At 67.6% G+C, this 21,302-nt stretch carries 22 protein-coding genes; 6 read left to right on the top strand and 16 right to left on the bottom strand.

What is annotated here, in order from left to right; translation table 11 throughout:
- Window positions 1-21: 21 nt before the first annotated feature.
- The 3 genes from ACS5PN_RS01240 to ACS5PN_RS01230 form a co-directional block, all read right to left on the bottom strand.
- Window positions 22-228 (bottom strand): hypothetical protein, encoded by a 207-nt coding sequence (locus ACS5PN_RS01240; RefSeq protein ID WP_439462128.1) that lies wholly within the window; start codon window positions 226-228, stop codon window positions 22-24.
- 165 nt (window positions 229-393) lie between these two features.
- The gene (locus ACS5PN_RS01235; protein WP_439462127.1) at window positions 394-888 is read right to left on the bottom strand and encodes a hypothetical protein; all 495 of its coding nucleotides are present in this window, start codon (window positions 886-888) and stop codon (window positions 394-396) included.
- Complete coding sequence (locus ACS5PN_RS01230) at window positions 885-2,000, bottom strand: JmjC domain-containing protein (RefSeq protein ID WP_439462126.1); 1,116 nt, start codon at window positions 1,998-2,000, stop codon at window positions 885-887. Before ACS5PN_RS01230 ends, ACS5PN_RS01235 begins: the two co-directional genes overlap by 4 nt.
- A 40-nt stretch (window positions 2,001-2,040) precedes the next feature.
- On the opposite strand from ACS5PN_RS01230, the gene ACS5PN_RS01225 reads away from it, so the two are divergent.
- Window positions 2,041-2,562, top strand: coding sequence for an FKBP-type peptidyl-prolyl cis-trans isomerase (locus ACS5PN_RS01225; RefSeq protein ID WP_439462125.1), 522 nt, complete (start codon window positions 2,041-2,043; stop codon window positions 2,560-2,562).
- 30 nt (window positions 2,563-2,592) lie between these two features.
- On the opposite strand, the gene dut is transcribed toward ACS5PN_RS01225, so the two are convergent.
- From dut to ACS5PN_RS01160, 13 genes are all read right to left on the bottom strand, one after another.
- A complete protein-coding gene (dut, locus tag ACS5PN_RS01220) occupies window positions 2,593-3,042 on the bottom strand; it encodes a dUTP diphosphatase (RefSeq protein ID WP_439462124.1) in 450 nt (149 codons plus the stop codon).
- Entirely contained in the window at window positions 3,042-4,268 is a 1,227-nt protein-coding gene (gene coaBC, locus ACS5PN_RS01215; protein WP_439462123.1) for a bifunctional phosphopantothenoylcysteine decarboxylase/phosphopantothenate--cysteine ligase CoaBC, read from the bottom strand. The genes dut and coaBC overlap by 1 nt, the downstream gene beginning before the upstream one ends.
- Window positions 4,269-4,284: 16 nt before the next feature.
- Window positions 4,285-4,794, bottom strand: coding sequence for a hypothetical protein (locus ACS5PN_RS01210; protein WP_439462122.1), 510 nt, complete (start codon window positions 4,792-4,794; stop codon window positions 4,285-4,287).
- A gap of 34 nt (window positions 4,795-4,828) precedes the next feature.
- Window positions 4,829-5,533, bottom strand: coding sequence for a tRNA (guanosine(46)-N7)-methyltransferase TrmB (trmB, locus tag ACS5PN_RS01205; protein WP_439462121.1), 705 nt, complete (start codon window positions 5,531-5,533; stop codon window positions 4,829-4,831).
- Window positions 5,533-6,843 carry a thymidine phosphorylase gene (gene deoA / locus ACS5PN_RS01200; protein ID WP_439462120.1) on the bottom strand — a complete coding sequence of 437 codons (1,311 nt, stop codon included), beginning with the start codon at window positions 6,841-6,843 and terminating at the stop codon, window positions 5,533-5,535. The genes trmB and deoA overlap by 1 nt, the downstream gene beginning before the upstream one ends.
- A 3-nt stretch (window positions 6,844-6,846) precedes the next feature.
- Window positions 6,847-7,611, bottom strand: coding sequence for a deoxyribose-phosphate aldolase (deoC, locus tag ACS5PN_RS01195; protein ID WP_439462119.1), 765 nt, complete (start codon window positions 7,609-7,611; stop codon window positions 6,847-6,849).
- Window positions 7,608-8,444 carry a purine-nucleoside phosphorylase gene (locus ACS5PN_RS01190; protein ID WP_439462118.1) on the bottom strand — a complete coding sequence of 279 codons (837 nt, stop codon included), beginning with the start codon at window positions 8,442-8,444 and terminating at the stop codon, window positions 7,608-7,610. Before ACS5PN_RS01190 ends, deoC begins: the two co-directional genes overlap by 4 nt.
- A 10-nt stretch (window positions 8,445-8,454) precedes the next feature.
- Window positions 8,455-8,871: a cytidine deaminase gene (cdd, locus tag ACS5PN_RS01185; protein WP_439462117.1), complete on the bottom strand. Its 417-nt coding sequence runs from the start codon at window positions 8,869-8,871 to the stop codon at window positions 8,455-8,457.
- Between the two features lies 1 nt (window position 8,872).
- Window positions 8,873-9,838 carry an ABC transporter permease gene (locus ACS5PN_RS01180; protein WP_439462116.1) on the bottom strand — a complete coding sequence of 322 codons (966 nt, stop codon included), beginning with the start codon at window positions 9,836-9,838 and terminating at the stop codon, window positions 8,873-8,875.
- On the bottom strand, window positions 9,831-10,940 hold the full coding sequence (locus ACS5PN_RS01175) for an ABC transporter permease (protein ID WP_439462115.1): 1,110 nt from the start codon (window positions 10,938-10,940) through the stop codon (window positions 9,831-9,833). Before ACS5PN_RS01175 ends, ACS5PN_RS01180 begins: the two co-directional genes overlap by 8 nt.
- Complete coding sequence (locus tag ACS5PN_RS01170) at window positions 10,937-12,481, bottom strand: ABC transporter ATP-binding protein (protein WP_439462114.1); 1,545 nt, start codon at window positions 12,479-12,481, stop codon at window positions 10,937-10,939. Before ACS5PN_RS01170 ends, ACS5PN_RS01175 begins: the two co-directional genes overlap by 4 nt.
- A 79-nt stretch (window positions 12,482-12,560) precedes the next feature.
- On the bottom strand, window positions 12,561-13,535 hold the full coding sequence (locus ACS5PN_RS01165; RefSeq protein ID WP_439462113.1) for a BMP family lipoprotein: 975 nt from the start codon (window positions 13,533-13,535) through the stop codon (window positions 12,561-12,563).
- A gap of 78 nt (window positions 13,536-13,613) precedes the next feature.
- A complete protein-coding gene (locus ACS5PN_RS01160) occupies window positions 13,614-14,963 on the bottom strand; it encodes an MATE family efflux transporter (RefSeq protein ID WP_439462112.1) in 1,350 nt (449 codons plus the stop codon).
- Window positions 14,964-15,013: 50 nt separating this feature from the next.
- Between ACS5PN_RS01160 and acnA the strand changes: the two genes are divergently transcribed.
- The 5 genes from acnA to ACS5PN_RS01135 all read left to right on the top strand — a co-directional run bounded on the left by acnA (window position 15,014) and on the right by ACS5PN_RS01135 (window position 21,294).
- On the top strand, window positions 15,014-17,755 hold the full coding sequence (acnA, locus tag ACS5PN_RS01155) for an aconitate hydratase AcnA (RefSeq protein WP_439462111.1): 2,742 nt from the start codon (window positions 15,014-15,016) through the stop codon (window positions 17,753-17,755).
- Between the two features lie 191 nt (window positions 17,756-17,946).
- Window positions 17,947-19,023, top strand: a complete 1,077-nt coding sequence (locus ACS5PN_RS01150) for a M35 family metallo-endopeptidase (RefSeq protein WP_439462110.1) — start codon at window positions 17,947-17,949, stop codon at window positions 19,021-19,023.
- 130 nt (window positions 19,024-19,153) lie between these two features.
- The gene (locus tag ACS5PN_RS01145; RefSeq protein ID WP_439462109.1) at window positions 19,154-19,663 is read left to right on the top strand and encodes a hypothetical protein; all 510 of its coding nucleotides are present in this window, start codon (window positions 19,154-19,156) and stop codon (window positions 19,661-19,663) included.
- A gap of 87 nt (window positions 19,664-19,750) precedes the next feature.
- On the top strand, window positions 19,751-20,854 hold the full coding sequence (locus ACS5PN_RS01140; protein WP_439462108.1) for an acyltransferase family protein: 1,104 nt from the start codon (window positions 19,751-19,753) through the stop codon (window positions 20,852-20,854).
- Window positions 20,851-21,294 (top strand): helix-turn-helix transcriptional regulator, encoded by a 444-nt coding sequence (locus tag ACS5PN_RS01135; RefSeq protein ID WP_439462107.1) that lies wholly within the window; start codon window positions 20,851-20,853, stop codon window positions 21,292-21,294. Before ACS5PN_RS01140 ends, ACS5PN_RS01135 begins: the two co-directional genes overlap by 4 nt.
- Window positions 21,295-21,302: the final 8 nt, after the last annotated feature.

Below are 21,302 nucleotides of genomic sequence, written 5' to 3'. Positions count from 1 at the left end.
CTTTCCGTGGGGACGAAGTGATTACTTCGAAGCGGCGGACGCGGCAGCGTCGACGACGGCGCTGGCAGCAGCCGAGGCAGCGTCGGCAACAGCCGAAGCGGCTTCCGAAGCGGCGGGGGCCGGAGCGACGACGGGGGCCGGGGCCTCAACCTTGGGTTCTTCCTTCTTGCTGCAGGCGGTCAGAGCAACGGCAGCCAGCAGGGAAGCCAACAGGATCGACTTATTCATTACTTGTCCTCAAACGTTTAAACGACGGTGCACACCATAATTTTGGGGTCGTGCGCCAGTGCTTTTTGCACACTGACTGCCGACCCCGACAGAACAAGACGCGGAAAACCTCGAGCGCTTCCCTCGCCTAGCCAGTGATTATAGGGGTTTGCACGTCGCTAACGCTCACAACCCCAAAGTCGTGGGCGCAAATGAGTCGCTGGAACGTTGTGCCAGGGCATCAAACCATTCCAGGCCGCGCAGGCGCTGGGCGGTGTCCAGGCTGACTTCGCCACGCCATAGATGACGGTCGAAAAGGCGCAGGCTCACGCTCGACTCGGGGCCGACAGCCAGCAGCAACGCCTCGGGCGCCTCCTCCAGCCGCAACTCAGGCTCGATGGCGCGGGCCGTCACGCAGTGGGCAAAGTCGCGGCGCCAGCGCACGAAGCGCGGGTGCCGGCGCACGATGTCGTCGTACTGCAGGGCCAGCAGATGCAGCTGGCGGCCGTTGCGGGCCCAGTGGGTCAGGGACTCCAGCACGGCGGCCTCAGACAGCGGCCAGTCGACGAAGCTCGCGTCCCAGGCGTGGACCTCCCGGCAGCCCTGTTCGCAGGCCCAGGCCAGGGTCTCCATGGTCAGGCGCAGGAATTCGGCGCGACCGGCAAAGTGTTGTGCGTTCATGGCGTCTGCGGCTGAACCCAGCCGTCCTCGGTCCATTGATCCAGCAATTCACGCGCATCGGTTGAGAGACGCGCCACCTCGGCGGCACTGAGGACGCGGGTGTCGGCCAGGCTGCGCATCAAGGCCGCGTCACGGCCACCCGCGCGAAAGCTCTCGCCGTTCAGGAAGACATGGGCAGCGTCATAGAGCATGCGGCTGCGGCGGTCGAGCACGGCGCCCTGCCCCTGCGGCAGCGGCTCGCCGGGCTCGAACCAGACGGTGGCCTTGGGCTCGGTCAAGGCCTCGCCCAGCGCCCGCTCCAGCGCTTGCGGACGCTGCACGGCGTCCTCGACGGCGCGACGGGCAAAGTCCAGCAGCGCGGCCGGGACGCAGGCCGGCTCGCTGGTCGCTTCCTGGCGTGGATCGGCGTAGAGCCGGCTGGCACTCTCGACATCGTCCAGCAGCCGCGGCAGCAGCTCGGCCGCCAGGCTTTCGGCACTGGAGGCGCGAAAGCCGACCGAGCCGGTGATGCAACCCGACCCGACCGCCACCCCGTCATGCGCCCAGCCGGGCGGCAGATAGAGCATGTCGCCGGCCTCGAGCACGAACTCCTCTTCCGGCTTGAAGTTGGCGATGATCTTCAGCGGCACGTCGTCGCGCAGCACGGCGTCGCGCTGGGCGCCGATGCGCCAGCGGCGCTTGCCGGCGAGCTGGATCAGGAAGACGTCATAGGAATCGAAATGCGGGCCGACACCGCCACCATCGCTGGCGACCGACAGCATCAGGTCGTCCAGGCGGGCATCGGGCACGAAGCGGAACAGGTCGAGCAAGGCGCGGGCCTCGGCCAGATGCTGATCCAGGCCCTGCACCAGCAAGGTCCAGCCGGGCTTGCTCATGGCCGGCAGGCGCGCGATGGGGCCTTGCTTGAGCTTCCAGTCGCCGTCGAATGCCGTGACGAGGCGGGACTCGACGTCGTCACGGGCAGCCAGGGCGGCCAGTTCCTTCAGTGAAGCGGGCGGCGCGGCGGCATCGAAGGCCTGGCGCACCAGCAGCGGCTTCTTCTGCCAATGCTTGCGCATGAATTGCGCCGGGCTCAGGCCGGCGAGCATGGGGGTGGGAAGTGCAATCTGCATGCAGGCATTGTGCCGAGGGCAGTGTGGGAAAATTGCCGCCATGCAAGTGACCCGCCCCTGTGTCGTCTCCCTGCGTTGGAGACTCGAAGATGCCCAAGGCCAGCTCATTGACGAGTTGACCGAGCCCATGGAATTCCTGGTCGGAGGGGACGACCTGTTTGCCAAGGTCGAGGAAGCCCTGGAAGGCCAAGCCGTCGGCTTCGAGACCGACCTCGCGCTGCAACCCGAGGAAGCCTTTGGCGACTACGACTCCAACCTCGTCTGTTTCGAGGCCCGCGGCCTGTTCCCCGATGGCGTCGAGCCCGGCCTGCAGATCGAGGGCCTGCCCGAAGGCGCCGCCACCGAGGGCATGCCGCAGGACGTGGTCTACACGGTCACCGAGGTCTACCCGGAACACGTCGTGCTCGACGGCAACCACCCGCTGGCGGGTATCGGCCTGCGCATGCATCTGACGCTGCTGGATGTGCGCGCAGCGACTGAGGCAGAGGCTCAGGCCGGATCGGTCGGCGAGCCCATCTTCATGGTGCAGACCGGCGCACCGCCGGACGAGCAGATCCACTGAAAAATCAGGGCGCCTCGGCGCCCTTTTTCTTCAGCCCTTGCCGGTGGAACCGAAGCCGCCGGCGCCGCGTGCGGATGCATCGAAGCTGTCCACACGGCGGAAGCTGGCCTGCACGACCGGCACGATGACGAGCTGCGCGATGCGCTCGAACGGCTGGATGACGAATTCCGTCTGGCCACGATTCCAGCAGCTGACCATCAGCTGGCCCTGGTAGTCGCTGTCGATCAGCCCGACGAGGTTGCCCAGCACGATGCCGTGCTTGTGACCCAGGCCCGAGCGCGGCAGGATGATGGCGGCCAGCCCCGGGTCGGCGATGTGGATGGCCAGGCCCGTGGGGATCAGCGTCGTCTGGCCCGGAGCCAGCGTGATGGCGGCGTCGAGGCAGGCGCGCAGGTCGAGGCCGGCGCTGCCAGGCGTGGCGTAGGCGGGGATCTGCTCGGCCATGCGGGCGTCGAGCACTTGCAAATCAATCGCGTGCATCAGAGTCTTTTGGAAAGTTCGGCAATCAGCTCGCGCGCGAGGCTGAGCTTGTCGGCCCGACCTCCCGCTTCAGGCAATTCGCGCTGGCCCTGCTCGTCGATGAGCAGCAGCGCGTTGTCGTCGCGGCCGAAGGTGGCCGGCCCCAGATTGGCGACGATGAGAGGGATGCCCTTGCGGCGGCGCTTGGCGTCGGCATGCTCGGCCAGCTTCTCGCTCTCGGCGGCGAAGCCGACACAGTAAGGCGGCTTGGGCAGCTTGGCGACGGCCGCGAGGATGTCGGGGTTCTCGGCCATTGCGATGGTCGGCGCGGTCGCGCCGCCCTCGGCCTTCTTCAGCTTGTGCTCATGTGTCTGCGCCGGGCGCCAGTCGGCCACGGCGGCCGTGGCGATGAAGGCGTGCTGGTGGGTCGCCAGCGGCAGCACGGCATCGAACATCTGCTGAGCCGACTGCACATTGATGCGCTGCACACCACGTGGTGTGGGCAGATGCACCGGGCCGGCCACCAGCGTGACTTCGGCACCGGCTTCGGCCGCGGCGCGCGCGATGGCAAAGCCCATCTTGCCGCTGCTGTGGTTGGTGATGCCACGCACCGGGTCGATGGGCTCGAAGGTCGGTCCGGCAGTGACCAGCAGTTTCTTGCCGACCAGGGTCTTGGGCGCCAGGAAGGCCTCGACGTCGTCGAAGATCTCCTGGGCCTCCAGCATGCGGCCATCGCCGATCTCGCCGCAAGCCTGGTCACCATTGGCCGGGCCGATGATGGTCGCGCCGTCGGCCTTGATCTGCGCGACATTGCGCTGCGTGGCCGGGTGGGCCCACATCTCGCGGTTCATGGCCGGCACGACCAGCAGCGGGCATTCATGGATGCGTCGCGCCAGCGCCGTCAGGCTGACAAGGTCGTCCGCCCTGCCCTGGGCCAGGGCCGCGATGGCATCGGCGCTCGCGGGCGCCACCAGCATCACATCGGCCTCGCGGCTGAGGTTGATGTGGGCCATGTTGTTGTCGGGCCGCGCATCCCACTGGCTGGTGTAAACGGGACGGCCGGACAGGGCCTGCATGGTGACGGCGGTGATGAACTGCTCGGCGGCCTCGGTCATCATGACCTGCACCGTCGCGCCGGCCTTCACGAACAGGCGCGTCAGCTCGGCGATCTTGTAGCCGGCAATGCCACCGGTCATCGCCAGCAGCACATGCTTGCCATGCACGGGGCTGGAAGGCTGGTCCTGCATGGCGCTCACCGTCGGATCAGGGCGAACCGCCCGCAGCACCCCGCAGCGGGATGGACTGCGTCCACTGGGCCACGTCCTTGCCCAGCACCAGCACGGCGCGCTCCAGCACCGTGCAGGAGCCCTTGAAGCCGGCAAAGGCACCGCCCATGGTGTCGCGCGTGAAGCCCTTGGAGGCCAGCACTTCGCTGCCCTGGCGCAGTTCCACCCAGACGCTGGCGGATTTGCGATGGCCGATGAAGGCGTTGCCGGCGCTGACGAGGTTGCTGATCTTGATGTCGACGACCGGGCCGGCCGCGGCATCCAGAGTGGCCACGCGCTGGACTTCGACGCCCGTCTTGGTCAGCTCCGCGGCCAGCGAGGCCGACAGCTGGCGGCCCAGCTCCTTGCATTCCTCGACGACATTGCTCTGGATGATGGTGACGTCCTTGTAGCCGATGTTCTCCGGGATCTGGTAGCTGGTGGCCTGGGCGGCGGAGCCGGCGGCAATCAGGGCGAACGTGGCGAAAGAGCGAATCAGTGCGGGCATCGTTGGGAAGAATCGTAGTGAAAGTCGGTGCCGATCAGGCCTTGCGGCGGAACACCAGGTCCCAGACGCCGTGGCCCAGCTTCAGGCCCCGCGCTTCGAACTTGGTCAGCGGCCGGTAGGCGGGCTTGTCAGCATAGCCGGCCGCCGCATTTTCCAATGTCGGCTCGGCAGAAAGCACCTCGAGCATCTGCTCGGCATAGGGCTGCCAGTCGGTGGCGCAGTGCAGATAGCCACCGGGCTTGATGTGCTGCACCAGCTTGGCGACGAACTCGGGCTGGATCAGCCGGCGCTTGTTGTGGCGCTTCTTGTGCCAGGGATCGGGGAAGAAGATGTGCACGCCGGCCAGCAGGTCGGGGCCGATCATGTCGCGCAGCACCTCGACCGCGTCGTGCTGGACGATGCGGATATTGGGGATCTGCTTCTCGTCGATGAGCTTGAGCAGAGCGCCGACACCGGGCTCATGAACCTCGCAGCCGATGAAGTCGTGATCGGGCAAGGTGAGCGCGATTTCGGCCGTCGCGGCACCCATGCCGAAGCCGATCTCCAGCACCAGCGGGGCCTTGCGGCCGAAGACGGCTTCGGCGTCCAGACGCTCGGGCTTGTAGCGCAGCACGAACTTGGGGCCGAGCTCTGCCAGGGCCTTGATCTGACCCGTGCCCATGCGGCCGGCACGCGTGACGAAGCTCTTGATCGCCCGGCGTCGGAAATCCTGCGGCGGCTGGTCTTGCTCGTCTGCCATCAGCCCACCTCGGCCATCACCATGGGGGTCGCCGCGACGTCGGCATCGCCCAGCGTGCAGGCAGCCAGATACGAAGCGATGGCGCGATCGGCGGCCGACTCGTCAGCGGCGTGGATCAATGCCAGCGGCTGACCGGCTGCGACACGGGTGCCGATGGGCTGAACCTCGGAGAAGCCGACCCGCATGTCGATGGCGTCGCCGGCCTTGCGGCGGCCGCCACCCAGTTCGACGATGGCCACGCCCAGGTCGCGGGTCGACATGGTGGTGATGACGCCGGCACGCGGTGCGGCCACGGGCTTCACCACCGGCGCGGCGGCCAGGTAGGCCTCCGGGCGCTCCATCAGGTCGGCCGGGCCGCCCAGGGCCACGACCATCTGGGCAAACTTCTCGGCAGCGGCGCCGGAGTCCAGCGCGGCCTGCAGCTTCAGGCGGGCGGCGGCCGTGTCCGGCGCCAGCTTGCCCAGCACCAGCATCTCGGCGCACAGGGCCAGCGTCACCTCGTGCAGGCGCGTTTCGCGGACGTCGCCCTTCAGGTAGCGGATGGTCTCGATGACTTCCAGCGAGTTGCCGACATCGGTGCCCAGGATCTGGTTCATGTCGGTGATCAGCGCGCGGGTGCGCAGGCCCGCACCGCCGGCCACCGCGACGATGCTCTCGGCCAGTTCCTTGGCGAACTCGGGCGTGGACGCGAAGGCGCCGTTGCCGCACTTGATGTCCATGGCCAGGCCCTCGAGGCCGGCGGCCAGCTTCTTGGACAGGATGCTGGCGGTGATCAGCGGCACGCTCTCGACCGTGGCCGTCACGTCACGCGTGGCGTAGAAGCGCTTGTCGGCCGGGGCCAGGTCGGCGGTCTGGCCGATGATGGCGCAGCCCAGGCTGCGCACGATCTGTTCGAACTTGATCGGATCAGGCGTCGTCGTGTAGCCGGGGATGGCCTCGAGCTTGTCCACCGTGCCGCCCGTATGGCCCAGGCCGCGGCCGGCAATCATGGGCACATAGCCGCCGCAGGCCGCCACCATGGGCGCCAGCATCAGGCTGACCTTGTCGCCCACGCCGCCGCTGCTGTGCTTGTCCAGCACCGGGCCGGGCATGCTGGGCCAGCGCATGACGCGGCCCGAATTCATCATCGCGCGGGTCAGCAGCACGGCTTCGTCGCGGCCCATGCCCTTCAGAAACACGGCCATGCCGAGGGCGGCCACCTGGCCTTCACTCCAGGAGTTGTCGACGAGGCCGCGGACGAAGTGGTTGATCTGCGCTTCGTCGAGCGCCTGGCCGTCGCGCTTGGTGCGGATGATTTCTTGGGCAAGCATGGTTCAGTAGGCTGCGGTCACGGCGGCGGATTGCGCGCCGGCCAAGACAGCTTCAATATCAGTCAGCAGGCCGCTGGCGCCAAAGCGCAAACGGTGTGGGTTCAGCGCTGCGGCGCCGAGAGCGGCTTCGGCCTGGGCGATGTAGCCGGCGGCATCGGCCACCGAGCGCACGCCGCCCGAGGCCTTGAAGCCGGCCGCGGGCAGACCGCTGGCGGCGATTTCCTTCAGCATGATGGCCGCGGCGGCAGGCGTCGCGCCAGTCTTGGTCTTGCCGGTGCTGGTCTTGACGAAGTCGGCACCCGCCGCGAGGGCCAGGCGCGTGGCCTGGGCAATGCGCTCAGGCGTGGCCAGTTCGCCGGATTCGATGATGACCTTCAGCGTCAGCGGGCGCGAGGCGAAGCGGACTTCGGACAGGAACTCGGCGACCTCGGTGCTGTCGCCGGCGATCAGGGCCTTGTAGGGCAGCACGACGTCGACCTCATCGCCGCCGGCCTGAGCGATCTCGGCCACATCGGCCAGCGTGCGCTGCAGGTCCAGGGAGCCGTCAGGGAAGTTCGCCACCGCCGCGACCTTGATGGCCGCCGGCAGCGCGGCCCGGGCCTGGGCGACAAAGCGCGGCCAGACGCAGACCGCGGCGACCGGGCCATGGGCCGTCTGCGCGCGCTTGCACAGGGCCTCGATATCGGCGGCCGTGTCGGCGTCGTTCAGGCTGGTGAGGTCCAGGCAGGCCAGCGCCGTACGAGCCGCGGCTTGCAGGTTGGTGTTCACAGCGCCACGTCCTTGAAGCTGGCGATCAGCGCAGCCAGGAAGCTGGCGGCGCGCTCGCCCGACATCTGGGCCTGCTTCAGTGTCAGGTCATGCGTCAGCGCCTCGGCGGACAGGCCAGCAGCCATGTTGGTCATCAGTGCGATGCCCATGACCTTGAGGCCGGCGTGGCGGGCCAGGATGGTCTCGGGCACGGTGCTCATGCCGACGGCATCAGCGCCCCAGGCGGCGAACATGCGGATCTCGGCGGCGGTCTCGAACTGCGGGCCCAGGGCCCAGCAGTAGGTGCCCTCGCCCAGCATCAGGTTCTCGCGCTTGGCCAGGGCCAGCGCGTGCTTGCGCAGTTCGCCGTCGTAGGCGTTGACCATGTCGACGAAGCGCTGGCTGCCCTGCTCTCCCACCAACGGGCTGCGCTGCGGCGAATTGATGTGGTCGGCGATCAGCATCAGGCTGCCCGGCGGCATGTGGCCACGCAGCGAGCCGGAGGCATTGGTCTGCACCACCAGCTTGACGCCCCAGCGCTTGAGCGAGCGCAGCGCGCCGGCCATGCCGGTGCAGTCGCCGCTCTCGTAGGTGTGGGCGCGGCCGCGCAGGAAGATGACGCGCTGCTGGCCGATGCTGCCGACGACGATCTCGTTGACATGGCCCTCGACTTTGGGCTGCGGGAAGGCGGGCAGCTCGGTATAGGGCAGGCTCTTGGCCTCCTGCACATGGCTGACGGCACCGGCCCAGCCGGAGCCGAGCACGACGGCGACTTCAGGGGCGTTGCCGAACAGGGATTGCAGCTTCTCGACGCTCGCGGTGATCGCGGGGTCGAGGGTCTTGTTGTCGATCATGGAAAAGACCTCAGAAATTCAGATGGGAAGGCCCGAAGCTGTGGGGCAGCAGTTCGGCCAGGGTCCAGCGTTGGCGTATGCCGCCAGGATCGCCGGCGATGATGACAAGCTCTTCGGGGACGGAGAACTCCCGCAGCTTCTGGCGGCAGCCGCCGCAGGGAGTGATGATGCCCGGGCCGGGGCCTATGACGAGAGCGACCTTGGCCCGCTTGCCGCCAGCCATGATCATGGCCGTCAGCGCCGAAGGTTCGGCGCACCAGCCTTGCGGGTAGGAGGCGTTCTCCATGTTGGCGCCGACGTGGATGCGATCCTGCTCGTCGAGGATGGCCACGCCGACCTTGTAGTTGGAGTAAGGCGCGTGGGAGAACTCCCTCGCACGCAGCGACTCGGCGAGCAGGCGGTCCAGCAGTTCTTGGCTCAGCTCCATGTCAGCGCTCCTTGACGTAGGGGCGACCCAGCGCCTTGGGGGCGATGGCAGAACCAATGAAGCCAGCGAGCAGCACGACCGTCAAGATATACGGCAAAGCCTGGATCAGCTGCACGGGTACTTCGCCGATGCCTGGCAGCTGCACACCCTGCATGCGGATGGCCATGGCGTCCAGGAAACCGAACAGCAGGCAGGCGCCCATGGTGGGCAGGGGCTTCCACTTGCCGAAGATCATGGCGGCCAGCGCGATGAAGCCGCGGCCGGCCGTCATGTTGGGGCTGAACGAAGCGTTCTGCGCCAGCGTCAGGTAGGAGCCCGCCAGGCCGCAGAGCACGCCGTTCATCAGCAGGGCCTGGTAGCGCAGGCCTTGGACCGACATGCCGGCGGCCTCCACCATGGCCGGGTTCTCGCCGACGGCACGCAAGCGCAGGCCCGGGCGGGTGCGCTCCAGGAAGAACCAGACGGCTGCGACCATCAGGAAGGCGACATAGACCAGGATGTTGTGGCTGAGGAAGCCATGGCCGAAGACGGAGGCGAACCAGTTGCCCGGCTGCGGCTCGGCAAAGCCCTTGGCGAGGGCCGTCAGGCGCACGTCGGGGTCGATGGGCGGGGTCTGGCCGCCCTGCTGGAACCAGGCAATGCCCAGCACCACGGTCAAGCCAGCGGCAATCATGTTCAGCGCCACGCCCGAGACGACCTGGTCGCCACGGTTGCTGACACAGGCAAAGCCATGCAGCAGCGAGGCCACGCAGGCGACGGCGATGGCCGCCATCACGCCATAGGCCGTGGAATGGGTGACCGAGGCAGCGGCTGCAGCGGCAAAGGCGGCGAACAGCATCTTGCCTTCCAGCCCCAGGTCGACGACGCCGGCGCGCTCGGACAGCACGCCTGCCATCGCGCACAGCAGCAGCGGCGCGCTGACGCGCAGCGTGGAGGCGATGACCGAGGCGATCAGGACTTCATCCATGGCGGCCTCCCTTGATGGCAGCGTAGATGCGCGCGAACAGCGGCGCGCTGACAGTGGCCATGGCGCCTGAGAACAGCACGATCAGGCCCTGGGCCGTGACCACCATCTCACGGCTGAAGCCCTGCAGTTCGAAGCTCACCTCGACGCCGCCCTGGTAGAGCACGCCGAAGAGCAGCGACGCCAGGATGATGCCGACCGGATGGTTGCGGCCCATCAGCGACACGGCGATGCCTGTGAAGCCCGCGCCGGCGACGAAGTCCAGCGTCAGCTTGCCCTGCACGCCCGAGATCTCGTTGATGCCCACCATGCCGGCCAGGGCGCCGGAGATGGCCATGGCGATCAGCACCTGGGCACGCGGGCGGATGCCAGCGTAATGGGCGGCGCGCGGGGCGCTGCCGACGGCACGGACCGCGTAGCCGGCGGCGCTGCGCCAAAGGAACCAGCCGACCAGCACGCAGGCGATCAACGCGATGACGAGGCTGAGATTCAGCGGCGACGACGGCAGCTCATAACCCAGAGCGGCGGCGATCTGATGCAGGGCCGGCATGCGGGCGCTCTCGGCAAACTCGGCCGACTCGACCGCCATGCTGCCGGCCGGGCGCAGCCAGTTCACCAGCAGATAGCCGTTGAGGCCGGCGGCGAGGAAATTGAACATGATCGTCGTGATGACGATGTGGCTGCCGCGCCAGGCCTGCAGATAGGCCGGCAGGGCCGCCCACAGCATGCCGAAGAAGGCCGAAGCGATGACCAGCAGCGGCAGCATGACAACAGCCGGCAGCTTGGCACCCAGCCACAGCGCGACCAGCGCCACGCCCACACCGCCCAGGGTCGCCTGGCCTTCGCCACCGATATTGAACAGGCCGGCATGGATGGCCACCGCGACCGCCAGGCCGGTGAAGATGAAGGTCGTCGCGTAGTAGAGCGAATAGCCCAGGCCGCGCACGCTGCCGAGGGCGCCGTTGAGCAGCACGGTCAGCGCCTGCCAGGGGCTGTGGCCGATGACCAGGACGACGAGGCCGGCCACGACCAGGGCGATGGCGAGGTTCCACAGCGGCAGCAGGCCGATGTCGATCCAGCGGGGAAGCGTCAAAGGCTGGCTCATGCGGCAGCTCGTTCTTCTTGTGCAGCCATCAAGAGGCCGAGACGCTTCTCGTCGCAGTCCTCGATGGCGAGTTCACCGGTGATGCGGCCGCAGTTCATGACGACGACACGGTCGGCCAGGGCCAGGATCTCGTCGAGCTCGCTGCTGACCAGCAACACGGCGCAGCCGGCGTCGCGCAGGGCGCGCAGCTGGTGGTGGATGAATTCGATAGCGCCGATGTCGACGCCGCGGGTGGGCTGGCCCACCAGCAGCACGGTCGGCTGCTCGCCGATCTCGCGCGCCAGGATGAGCTTCTGCTGGTTGCCGCCGGAGAACTTGGACGAACCCAGGTTCTCGTCGCGCGGGCGCACGTCGAAGCGCTCCTGCATCTGTTGGGTGGCGGCGCGCATGGCGGCATGGTCCATGGCCGCGCCCTTGCGGTATTTGGGCAGCTTCTGGTAGCCCAGCACGGCCGATTCCCAGGCCGGGAAGCTCATGACCAGGCCGACGGCATGCCGGTCCTCGGGCACATGGGCCAGGCGCAGCGGGCGGGCCTGGGCGGTGTCCAGCCAGGCCGCGGGCGAGAAGGATTGGCCGCCCAGTTCCATGCGCCCCCCTTCAGGTGCGCGCAGGCCGGACAGCACTTCCAGCAGCTCGCTCTGGCCGTTGCCGGAGACGCCGGCCACGCCGACGATCTCGCCGGCCTTCAGCGTCAGGCTGACATCCTTCAGCGCCGGCACGCCATTGGCATGCTTGAGGCTCAAGCCCGACGCCTGCAGCCGCACTTCGCCGGCATGCACTTCCAGGCCCTCCGGCCGGCCCAGCGTGACCTTGCGGCCCACCATGGACTCGGCCAGCGACTCCTCGCTCCACTGCTCGATGCCACGCGTCTCGACCACCTGCCCCGCGCGCATCACCGTAACGGCGCTGCACAGGCTCATGACCTCGCGCAGCTTGTGCGTGATGAGGATGAGGGTCGTGCCGCGCTCCTTGAGCTTGCGCAGCGTGACGAAGAGCTGGTCGGTCTCCTGGGGCGTCAGCACGGCCGTCGGCTCGTCCAGGATCAAAATCTTGGCGCCGCGGTACAGGGCCTTCAGGATTTCCAGGCGCTGCAGTTCGCCCACCGGCAGGTCGGCGACAACGGCGTCCAGCTGCACCTGCAGGCCAGTCTCGGCCATCAGGGTCTGCAGCTTCTCGCGCACCTTGGCCTTGGAGGCTGTCAGGAAGAAGCCACCCTCGGCGCCCAGCATGATGTTTTCCAGGCAGGTCAGCGTGTCGACCAGCATGAAGTGCTGGTGGACCATGCCGATACCCAGCTGAATCGCCTGCTGGGAATTGGCGATGTGGACCTGCTGGCCGTTGACCTCGAGGGTCCCGGAATCGGCGTGGTAGTAGCCATACAGGATGGCCATCAGCGTGCTCTTGCCCGCGCCGTTCTCACCGACGAGGCCATGCACCGCCCCCGCGGCGATGTCGAAGGACACCTCGCGGTTGGCTTGGACTGCGCCGAAGCGCTTGGAGATCGCCTGGAGGCGTACGGCGGGTGGGGCTTGCTCTGGCATGTCAGGGCGTGAACGCTCTCTAGTCAGTTGAGGACGGAGCTGCCGGCGGGTACGCCGACAGGTCCATCCCGCAAAGCCATCAGAATTTACAAGCGTTGTCCGCCATGTAATCGGCGACCTTGACCTTGCCGGCAATGATGTCGGCCTTGATGGCTTCGACCTTGGCCTTCAGCGGCGGCGTGATGAGCTTGGCGTTGTTGTCGTCCAGCGCATAGTCGACGCCGCCTTCCTTCAGGCCCAGCACGCTGACGCCGGGCTTCCAGGCCTTCAGCACGTTGTAGACGGCCACGTCGACGTGCTTGACCATGGAGGTCAGCATGGTGCCGGGCTGGATGTGGTTCTGGTTGCTGTCCACACCGATGGCCAGCTTGCCGGCGTCCTTGGCGGCCTGGTAGACGCCGATGCCGGTGCCGCCGGCGGCGGCGAAGACGATGTCCGAGCCCTTGGCGAACTGGCTCTTGGCCAGCTCACCGCCGCGGGTCGGGTCGTTCCAGGCCGTCGACGTGGTGCCCGTCATGTTGGAGAACACCTCGATCTTGGCGTTCGTCGCCTTGGCGCCCTGCTCGTAGCCGCACTGGAACTTGCGGATCAGCGGGATGTCCATGCCGCCGACGAAGCCGACCTTGTTGGTCTTGGTGACCAGGGCCGCCATGGCGCCGACCAGATAGCTGCCTTCGTGCTCCTTGAACAGCAGGGACTGCACATTGGGCAGGTCGACCTTGGCGTCGATGATGGCGAACTGGGTCTTGGGGAAGTCCTTGGCGACCTGCTGCAGGGCCGAAGCCTGGGCGAAACCGATGCTGATGATGGGGCTGGCGCCCCGCTCGGCCATGCGGCGGATGGCCTGCACGCGCTGGGTGTCGTTGCTGATCTCGAACTCGAGATAGGTCTTGCCGGTCTCCTTCTTCCACTGCTCGGCACCCTGGTAGCCGGCCTGGTTGAAGGATTTGTCGAACTTGCCGCCCATGTCGAAGATCACCGCGGGCTGCTGCGCGTGCGCGGCGCCGCAGGCGAGCATCAGGGCCAGAGAAAAGCTGGTCAGAGCGAACTTCATGGGATTGGCGTGGGCAAGGCGAAAGGGGCGCATTGTAGAAAACATCCCTCAAGTTTTACTGGGTAGGAAAATACCGATTCACCCGGCCTTGCTGTGACGCAGCCTGCGGTGGGCCGCCCGGGCATGGGGCAGCCACCCCAGTGTCGCCCAACGCCGCCACATCAAAAGGCCTCGAATCCACTCATCCGCCGCATAGGCAATCCAGACACCCACCAGGCCCAGCCCCAGGTGCACGCCCAGGAACCAGCTGCCGCCGGCCAGCACGATGGCCATGGAGGCGGCCCCCGCCATGACGGGGTAGCGCGCGTCGCCGGTGGCCCGCAGCGCATTGATGACGACGAGGTTGAAGGTGCGCCCCGGCTCCACCAGCACCGTCCACCACAGCAGCGTGCAGCCCATGGCGACGATTTCGGGGTCGGACGTGAAGCGCGTCAGCAACCAGGGCCCGGCCAGGGCAAAGCTGCCGGCCACGACCAGGGCGACGACAAAGCCCAGGGCCAGCGATTTGCGCACCAGCTTGTGGGCCGCATGCAACTCTCCGGCCCCCACCATGTGGCCGACCAGGATCTCGACGGCAAAGCCGATGGCCAGGCTGAACATCAGGATCACGTGCAGGAACTGCATCGTGTAGGCGTGGGTGGCCAGGGCGTGGGCGCCGAGCTGGGCCACGGCGGCCAGGCTGGTCATGAAGGCGGCCCGCCAGGCGATGTTCTCGGCCGCGCCGGGGATGCCGATATGCAGCACCGTCGCCAGCGGCGCCCGCACCAGCCGCCACCAGTCGGCCGCCCGCAGGCGCAGGTCCAGCCGGCCGCGCCACAGCGTGATGTGCATCGCCAGGCCCATGCCCCGCCCCAGGATGCAGGCCAGGGCATAACCCGGCAGGCCCAGGTGGGGCATGGCCAGCAGCGCCACGCCGAGCGTCACCACCTGGATGATGACGACGACAAAGAGCGCCTCGCGGCTGCGCAGGTGGGCGCGCATGACGCTGGACATGTTGGCGTTCCAGGCGTCCAGCAGCAGGGCCGGGGCCAGGGCTTGCAGCAGCGTGCGGGCCAGCGGCACCACCTCGGCGGGCGTGTTGACCAGGCTCAGCATCGGCCCGGCCGCCAGCAGGGCCGCCGCCACGCCGGCCAGGCCCAACCAGGTGCTGGCCCCCACGACAGACCGGGCCACGGCGTCGGCCTGGTCGCGCCGGCCGGCCCCCAAGGCCTGGGTCACGGCCACGCTGACGCCTGCGCCGATGACGCGGAACAGCACGAAAAGGGCCGCAAACACCTGGTTGGCGATGCCGAAGGCGGCGCCGCTGTTGTCCGACAGCCGGGCGGCCAGGCCCGTGCCGATGACGCCGATGCCGATGCCCAGCAGCAGTTCGAGCAGCAGCGGCCAGGTCAGCGGGAAAAGACGCGGGCGAGCGGAAGGCGCGGTCATGACCGAGCCTTAAAGGCGGAATTCACACAAGTCACGACAAGCTCGCCAGAATGGCCCGGAATCCTAAAGGAGTAACCGTGCCGAAACCCGCCGCCGCCCACGCATTCGCCAACACCCAGTCCAGCTTCAAGACCGCCTCCGGCAAGACCGGGCAGTTCTTTTCCCTGCCTGCGCTCGCCAAGGCCTATCCCAACGTGACGCGCATGCCCATCTCCACGCGCATCGTGCTGGAAAGCGTGCTGCGCAACTGCGACGGCAAGAAGGTGACGGCAGAACACGTCGAGCAGCTCGCCAACTGGAAGCCGACGGCCGCCCGCGTCGACGAGATCCCCTTCGTCGTTGCCCGCGTCGTGCTGCAGGACTTCACCGGCGTGCCCCTGCTGGCCGACCTGGCCGCGATGCGCAACGTGGCCGCCGGCATGGGCAAGAATCCCAAGGCCATCGAGCCCCTGGTGCCGGTGGACCTGGTCGTCGACCACTCGGTCATGATCGACCACTACGGCACCAAGAAGTCCCTGGACCTCAACATGAAGCTGGAATTCGAGCGCAACCGCGAGCGCTACGAGTTCATGAAGTGGGGCATGCAGGCCTTCGACACCTTCGGCGTCGTGCCGCCGGGCTTCGGCATCGTCCACCAGGTCAACCTGGAATACCTGGCGCGCGGCGTACACAAGGCCAAGGACGGCACCTACTACCCCGACAGCCTGGTGGGCACCGACAGCCACACCACCATGATCAACGGCATCGGTGTCGTCGGCTGGGGCGTGGGCGGCATCGAAGCCGAGGCCGGCATGCTGGGCCAGCCGGTCTATTTCCTGACCCCCGACGTCGTCGGCTTCGAGCTGACCGGCCAGCTGCGCGAAGGCGTGACGGCCACCGACCTGGTGCTGACGGTCACCGAAATCTTGCGCAAGCACAAGGTGGTCGGCAAATTCGTCGAGTTCTTCGGCGAAGGCACCCGCACCCTGGCCCTGCCCGACCGCGCGACGATCGCCAACATGGCGCCCGAGTACGGCGCCACCATGGGCTTCTTCCCGGTCGACGACAAGACCATCGACTATTTCAAGGGCACGGGCCGCAGCAAGGCCGAGATCGAGGCTTTCGAGGCCTACTGGAAGGCGCAAGGCATGTTCGGCGTGCCCCAGGCCGGCGACATCGACTTCACCTCCGTCGTCTCGCTGGACCTCGGCACCGTGGTGCCCAGCCTGGCCGGCCCCAAGCGCCCGCAGGACCGCATCGAGATCACCAACCTGGCGAGCAGCTTCGGCGAACTCTTCAGCAAGCCCACCGCCGAGAACGGCTTCAACCAGCCGGCCGAGAAGCTGGCCCAGCCCTTCGTCACCGAGTCGGGCATCCCGGTGAAGAACGGCGATGTGCTGATCGCGGCCATCACCTCCTGCACCAACACCAGCAACCCCGGCGTGCTGCTGGCCGCCGGCCTGCTGGCCAAGAAGGCCGTGGAGGCCGGCCTCAAGGTCGCGCCCCATATCAAGACCTCTCTGGCCCCCGGCTCGCGCATCGTCACCGAGTACCTGGAGAAGGCGGGGCTGCTGCCCTATCTGGAGAAGCTGGGCTTCAACGTCGCCGCCTACGGCTGCACGACCTGCATCGGCAATGCCGGCGACCTGACGCCCGAGCTGAACAGGCTGATCCAGGACAACGACCTGGTCTGCGCGGCCGTGCTGTCGGGCAACCGCAACTTCGAGGCCCGCATCCACCCCAATCTGAAGGCCAACTTCCTGGCCAGCCCGCCGCTGGTCGTCGCCTATGCGATCGCCGGCAATGTCACGCGCGACCTGATGACCCAGCCGGTGGGCTATGGCAAAAAAGGCCAGCCGGTCTTTCTCGGCGACATCTGGCCCAGCAGCGACGAGATCTATGCACTGATGAAGTTCGCCATGGATGCCAAGGCCTTCAAGGAGAACTATGACCAGGTCGCCAAGAAGCCCGGCAAGCTCTGGGACGCCATCAAGGGCGTCAAGGGCCAGGTCTACAACTGGCCCAAGAGCACCTATATCGCCCAGCCGCCCTTCTTCGAGGGCTTCACCATGGTGCCGCCGGCTCTGGTGTCGGGCGTCAAGGGCGCCAAGGTCATGGCGCTGTTCGGCGACTCCATCACCACCGACCACATCAGCCCGGCCGGCTCCTTCAAGGAGACCACGCCGGCCGGCAAGTTCCTGACCGAGAACGGCGTGCTGAAGGCCGACTTCAACTCCTACGGCGCCCGCCGCGGCAACCACGACGTGATGATGCGCGGCACCTTCGCCAATGTCCGCGTGAAGAACCTGATGCTGCCAGCCCGCCCCGACGGTTCGCGCGAGGAAGGCGGCTACACGCTGAAGGACGGCCAGCAGACCACCATCTACGACGCTGCCATGGCCTATATCAAGGAGGGCACGCCCACCGTCATCTTTGCCGGCGAGGAATACGGCACCGGATCGAGCCGCGACTGGGCCGCCAAGGGCACGCAGCTGCTGGGCATCAAGGCCGTCATCGCCAAGAGCTTCGAGCGCATCCACCGCAGCAACCTCATCGGCATGGGCGTGCTGCCGCTGCAATTCAAGGCAGGCACGAGCTGGGAGTCCCTCGGCCTGACCGGCGCGGAAACGATTGACATCACGCTGGCCGAAGAGATCAAACCCCAGGGTGATGCGGCCATGACCATCACCCGCGCGGACGGCAGCACGCAAAACGTCGTGCTGACCCTGCGCATCGACACCGCCATCGAGGTCGACTACTACTTCCACGGCGGCATCCTTCCCTTCGTTTTGCGCCAGCTGCTCGCCGCCTGACGCCCAGGTCAAGACCCCAAGCCTAGGGAGCCAGCGCATCCGCGCTGGCTTTTTTCATGGTTCACCCTGTCTAGACAAGCACGGAGCCCGTTTAGGGGACAGGCTTGTCCCAGCAGGCACACGCCCTGCACCTCACCAGAATCCGCGGCTTCTTCAACCCAGTGCCCCCATCGGGGCCGACAGGAGCTTGCATGAAGACCTGGTTCAAGCTGACCGCCGCCGCTTTTGCCACTGCCGCCATGAGCAGCAGCTATGCCGCCCCCAGCACCGAATGCCTGGATGTGCGGCTGAGCAATGCCTCGCCCGTCGTCAACGGTGACGTCGACGTGCACGTCGATGTGGCCGTCACCAACGTCTGCCGCAGCGCCGTGCAGGTGCTGCGCTGGCAGCTGCCCAGCGACACCATGAGCGGTTCGCTGTTCACGGTGACCCGGGACGACCGCCCGGTCCGCTACACCGGCGCCGTCATCAAGCGCGCTGCGCCCACGGCCAAGGACTATGTCGAGATCGCCGCCGGCGCCACGCTGAACTACAAGGTGGAACTGACCGGCCACTACGACTTCGGCAAGAACGGCCGCTACGCCATCGAGTTCCACAGCGACCGTGGCACCCACGGCTCGGGCGCCCAGTCCATGCACAGCGCCGCGGCCACCTATCTGTGGACGCAGGGCCGCAACGAGAAGCTGGATGCCGCCAGCGCCGACAGCGAGATGCTCACCACGGCCCGCACCGACGCCACCGCCGCGGCCGCCAGCATTTCCTACACCGGCTCCTGCACCAGCAGCCAGAAGTCCCAGCTGGCCTCGGCCGTGACCGCGGCCACCAATTACGCCTCGTCGTCCACCACCTACCTCAACGGCACGCCGTCGGGCACGGCACGCTACACGACCTGGTTCGGCGCCTACACCTCGTCGCGCTGGGCCACGGCCCGCGACCACTACACCAAGGCCCGCAACGCGTTCCAGTCCGCGGCGCTGACGCTGGACTGCAGCTGCAAGGACAGCGGCACCTATGCCTACGTCTACCCGACCCAGCCGTACAAGATCTACGTCTGCGGCGCCTTCTGGAGCGCCCCGATGACGGGCACCGACAGCAAGGGCGGCACCCTGGTCCACGAAATGATGCACTTCAACGTCATCGCCGGCACCGACGACTGGGCCTATGGCCAGAGCGCTGCCAAGAGCCTGGCCAAGTCCAACCCCACCAAGGCCCTGGACAACTCGGACAACCACGAATATTTCGCCGAGAACACCCCCTTCCAGAACTGAACTCGATCATCTGACCTGAAGCCACCGCCCGCCCCGGGCGGTGGGCATGAATCCCTCGTGTTGCGCCGCCCTCGGGCGGCGCTTTTTTTGGGGACTCCCGACAGATCGACCATCGGCTAGGCTCGAGACCATGCACCGTCACCGCCTCCCTCTCGCGGCCACCCTGCTTGCCGCCTGCCTGTCCCCCATGGCCCATGCCGTCACTCCTCCCCAGCCTGCCGAGCTGAGCTGCCAGTTCCAGGCCACGCCCCGGCCCGATGGCCAGGTGTCGCTGCAGTTCAAGCTCAGCAACAACGGCAAGCGCGACCTGCACCTGCTGCGCTGGGGCAGCCCGTTCGAAGGGGGCTGGTTCGGCCCTTTCGTCAAAGTCAGCGCGCCGCAGGGCGAATTGGCCTTCCAAGGCGCCATGCGCAAGCGCGGTGAGCCGTCGGCCCAGGACTATCTGAACCTGCCCGCCGGTCAGAGCCTGACCGCGAGCCTGACGCTCAACGACGCCTTCACGCTGCCGGCCACCGGCGCGCTGAACCTGAAGGCTGCCTGGCACTGGCATGACGTGATGGCCGGCAGCAAGCCGCCGCGGCCCCGCGACCGCCACCAGGGCCTGGACCAGCCCTGCGGCGAAGTCTCGTTGACGCGCTGAGCGTCGGCCGCTCCCTGACGAACGGCTGCCGCTGAAAGGCGGCGTTACGCTGCGCGCCCTCCTCGCCTCTGCATCGCCGCTTCTTCCATGCACCGCCTTCCCGGCCTCGACCTCCTGCGCAGCATCGCCATCGTCTGGGTGATGTTCTTCCACACCTTCCTCATCGGCGGCCTGGGGCCGGACTGGGCCTGGCTGACGCGCTTCGGCTGGATGGGCGTGGACATCTTCTTCGTGCTCAGCGGCTTCCTGATCGGCTCCCAACTGCTGCGCAAGCTGCAGCGTGGCGAGGCCTTGCAGCTGGGTGACTTCTACTGGCGCCGCGCCTGGCGCATCCTGCCGGCCTTTGCCGTCGTGCTGGCCATCTACGTTTTCTTTCCGGTGCTGCGGGAGGAACCCAACCTGGAGGCCTGGTGGCAGTTCGCCACCTTCACGCTGAACCTGCTGATCGACTACGGCCACAACCAGGCCTTCTCGCACGCCTGGTCCCTGTGCGTCGAAGAGCATTTCTATCTGCTCTTCCCGTTGTTGGCCTGGTGGGCCACGCGCCGGCCTTCCGTGGCGCGCGTGGCCACCCTGTTCGCGGCCCTGGTGCTGGGCGGCATCGCGCTGCGCGCCGGCATCTGGCTGCACAACGACGCCCTGCAGCCGCAGCGCCCCTGGTTCATCGAGGACATCTACTACCCGACCTGGGCACGCCTGGACGGCCTGCTGATGGGCGTCATGCTGGCAGCCCTGCGTGTCTACCGGCCGCAGCTGTGGGAGCGGCTGCAGGCGCGCACCATGGCCTCCCTGCTGGCCGGGCTGGCGGCCATCGCCCTGGCGATCTGGCTGTTCCAGGACCGCACCGGCCTCGTCGCCAACGCCATCGGCTGGCCGCTGCTGTCCTTCGGCCTGGGCCTGCTCGTGCTGGCAGCCAGTTCGCCGCGGGTCTGGGCGATCCCGGGCACGGACTGGCTGGCCGCGGCCTCCTACAGCCTCTACCTGAGCCACAAGATCGCCATGCATGCGGTCTACACCTGGATCGCGCCCGCCACGCCGCTGCAGGGGCTGGCGCTGTTTCCGGTCTACGCCGCCGTCATCCCGGCCGTGGGCGCCGCCCTGCACTACCTCGTCGAAAGGCCGGGCCTGCAATTGCGCGACCGGCTGGCCGGCTCGCCGCGAGGCGTCGAAGCTGGCAGCATGCCGGCATGACGACCAAGCCGGGCTCGGAACTCCATCTGCGCGACCTCGCCCGGCTGCGCCGCGTGCGCGACCGCATCGACCGCGAGTACGCCCAGCCCCTGGACGTCGAGGCATTGGCCCACGGTGTGCACATGTCGGGCGGCCACCTGAGCCGGCAGTTCCGCCAGGCCTATGGCGAATCGGTCTACAGCTATTTGATGACGCGGCGCATCGAGCGCGCCATGGCCCTGCTGCGCCGCGGCGACCTCAGCGTCACCGAGGTCTGCTTCACGGTGGGCTGCTCGTCGCTGGGCACCTTCAGCACCCGCTTCAGCGAGCTGGTGGGTCAGTCGCCCAGCGCCTACAAGCGCGACCAGGCCCAGGCGACCGCAGGCATGCCGGCCTGCGTGGCGCGCCAGGTGACCAAACCGATCAGGAATCGAGAAGCGTCCGAAGCAGGCGAAACCTAGACTTCTTT

It is taken from the genome of Roseateles sp. NT4 (assembly GCF_051857475.1).
GTDB lineage: Bacteria > Pseudomonadota > Gammaproteobacteria > Burkholderiales > Burkholderiaceae_C > Pelomonas.
Note: the sequence above shows the minus strand (reverse complement) of the source record. Positions and strands in the feature narration are given on the sequence as shown.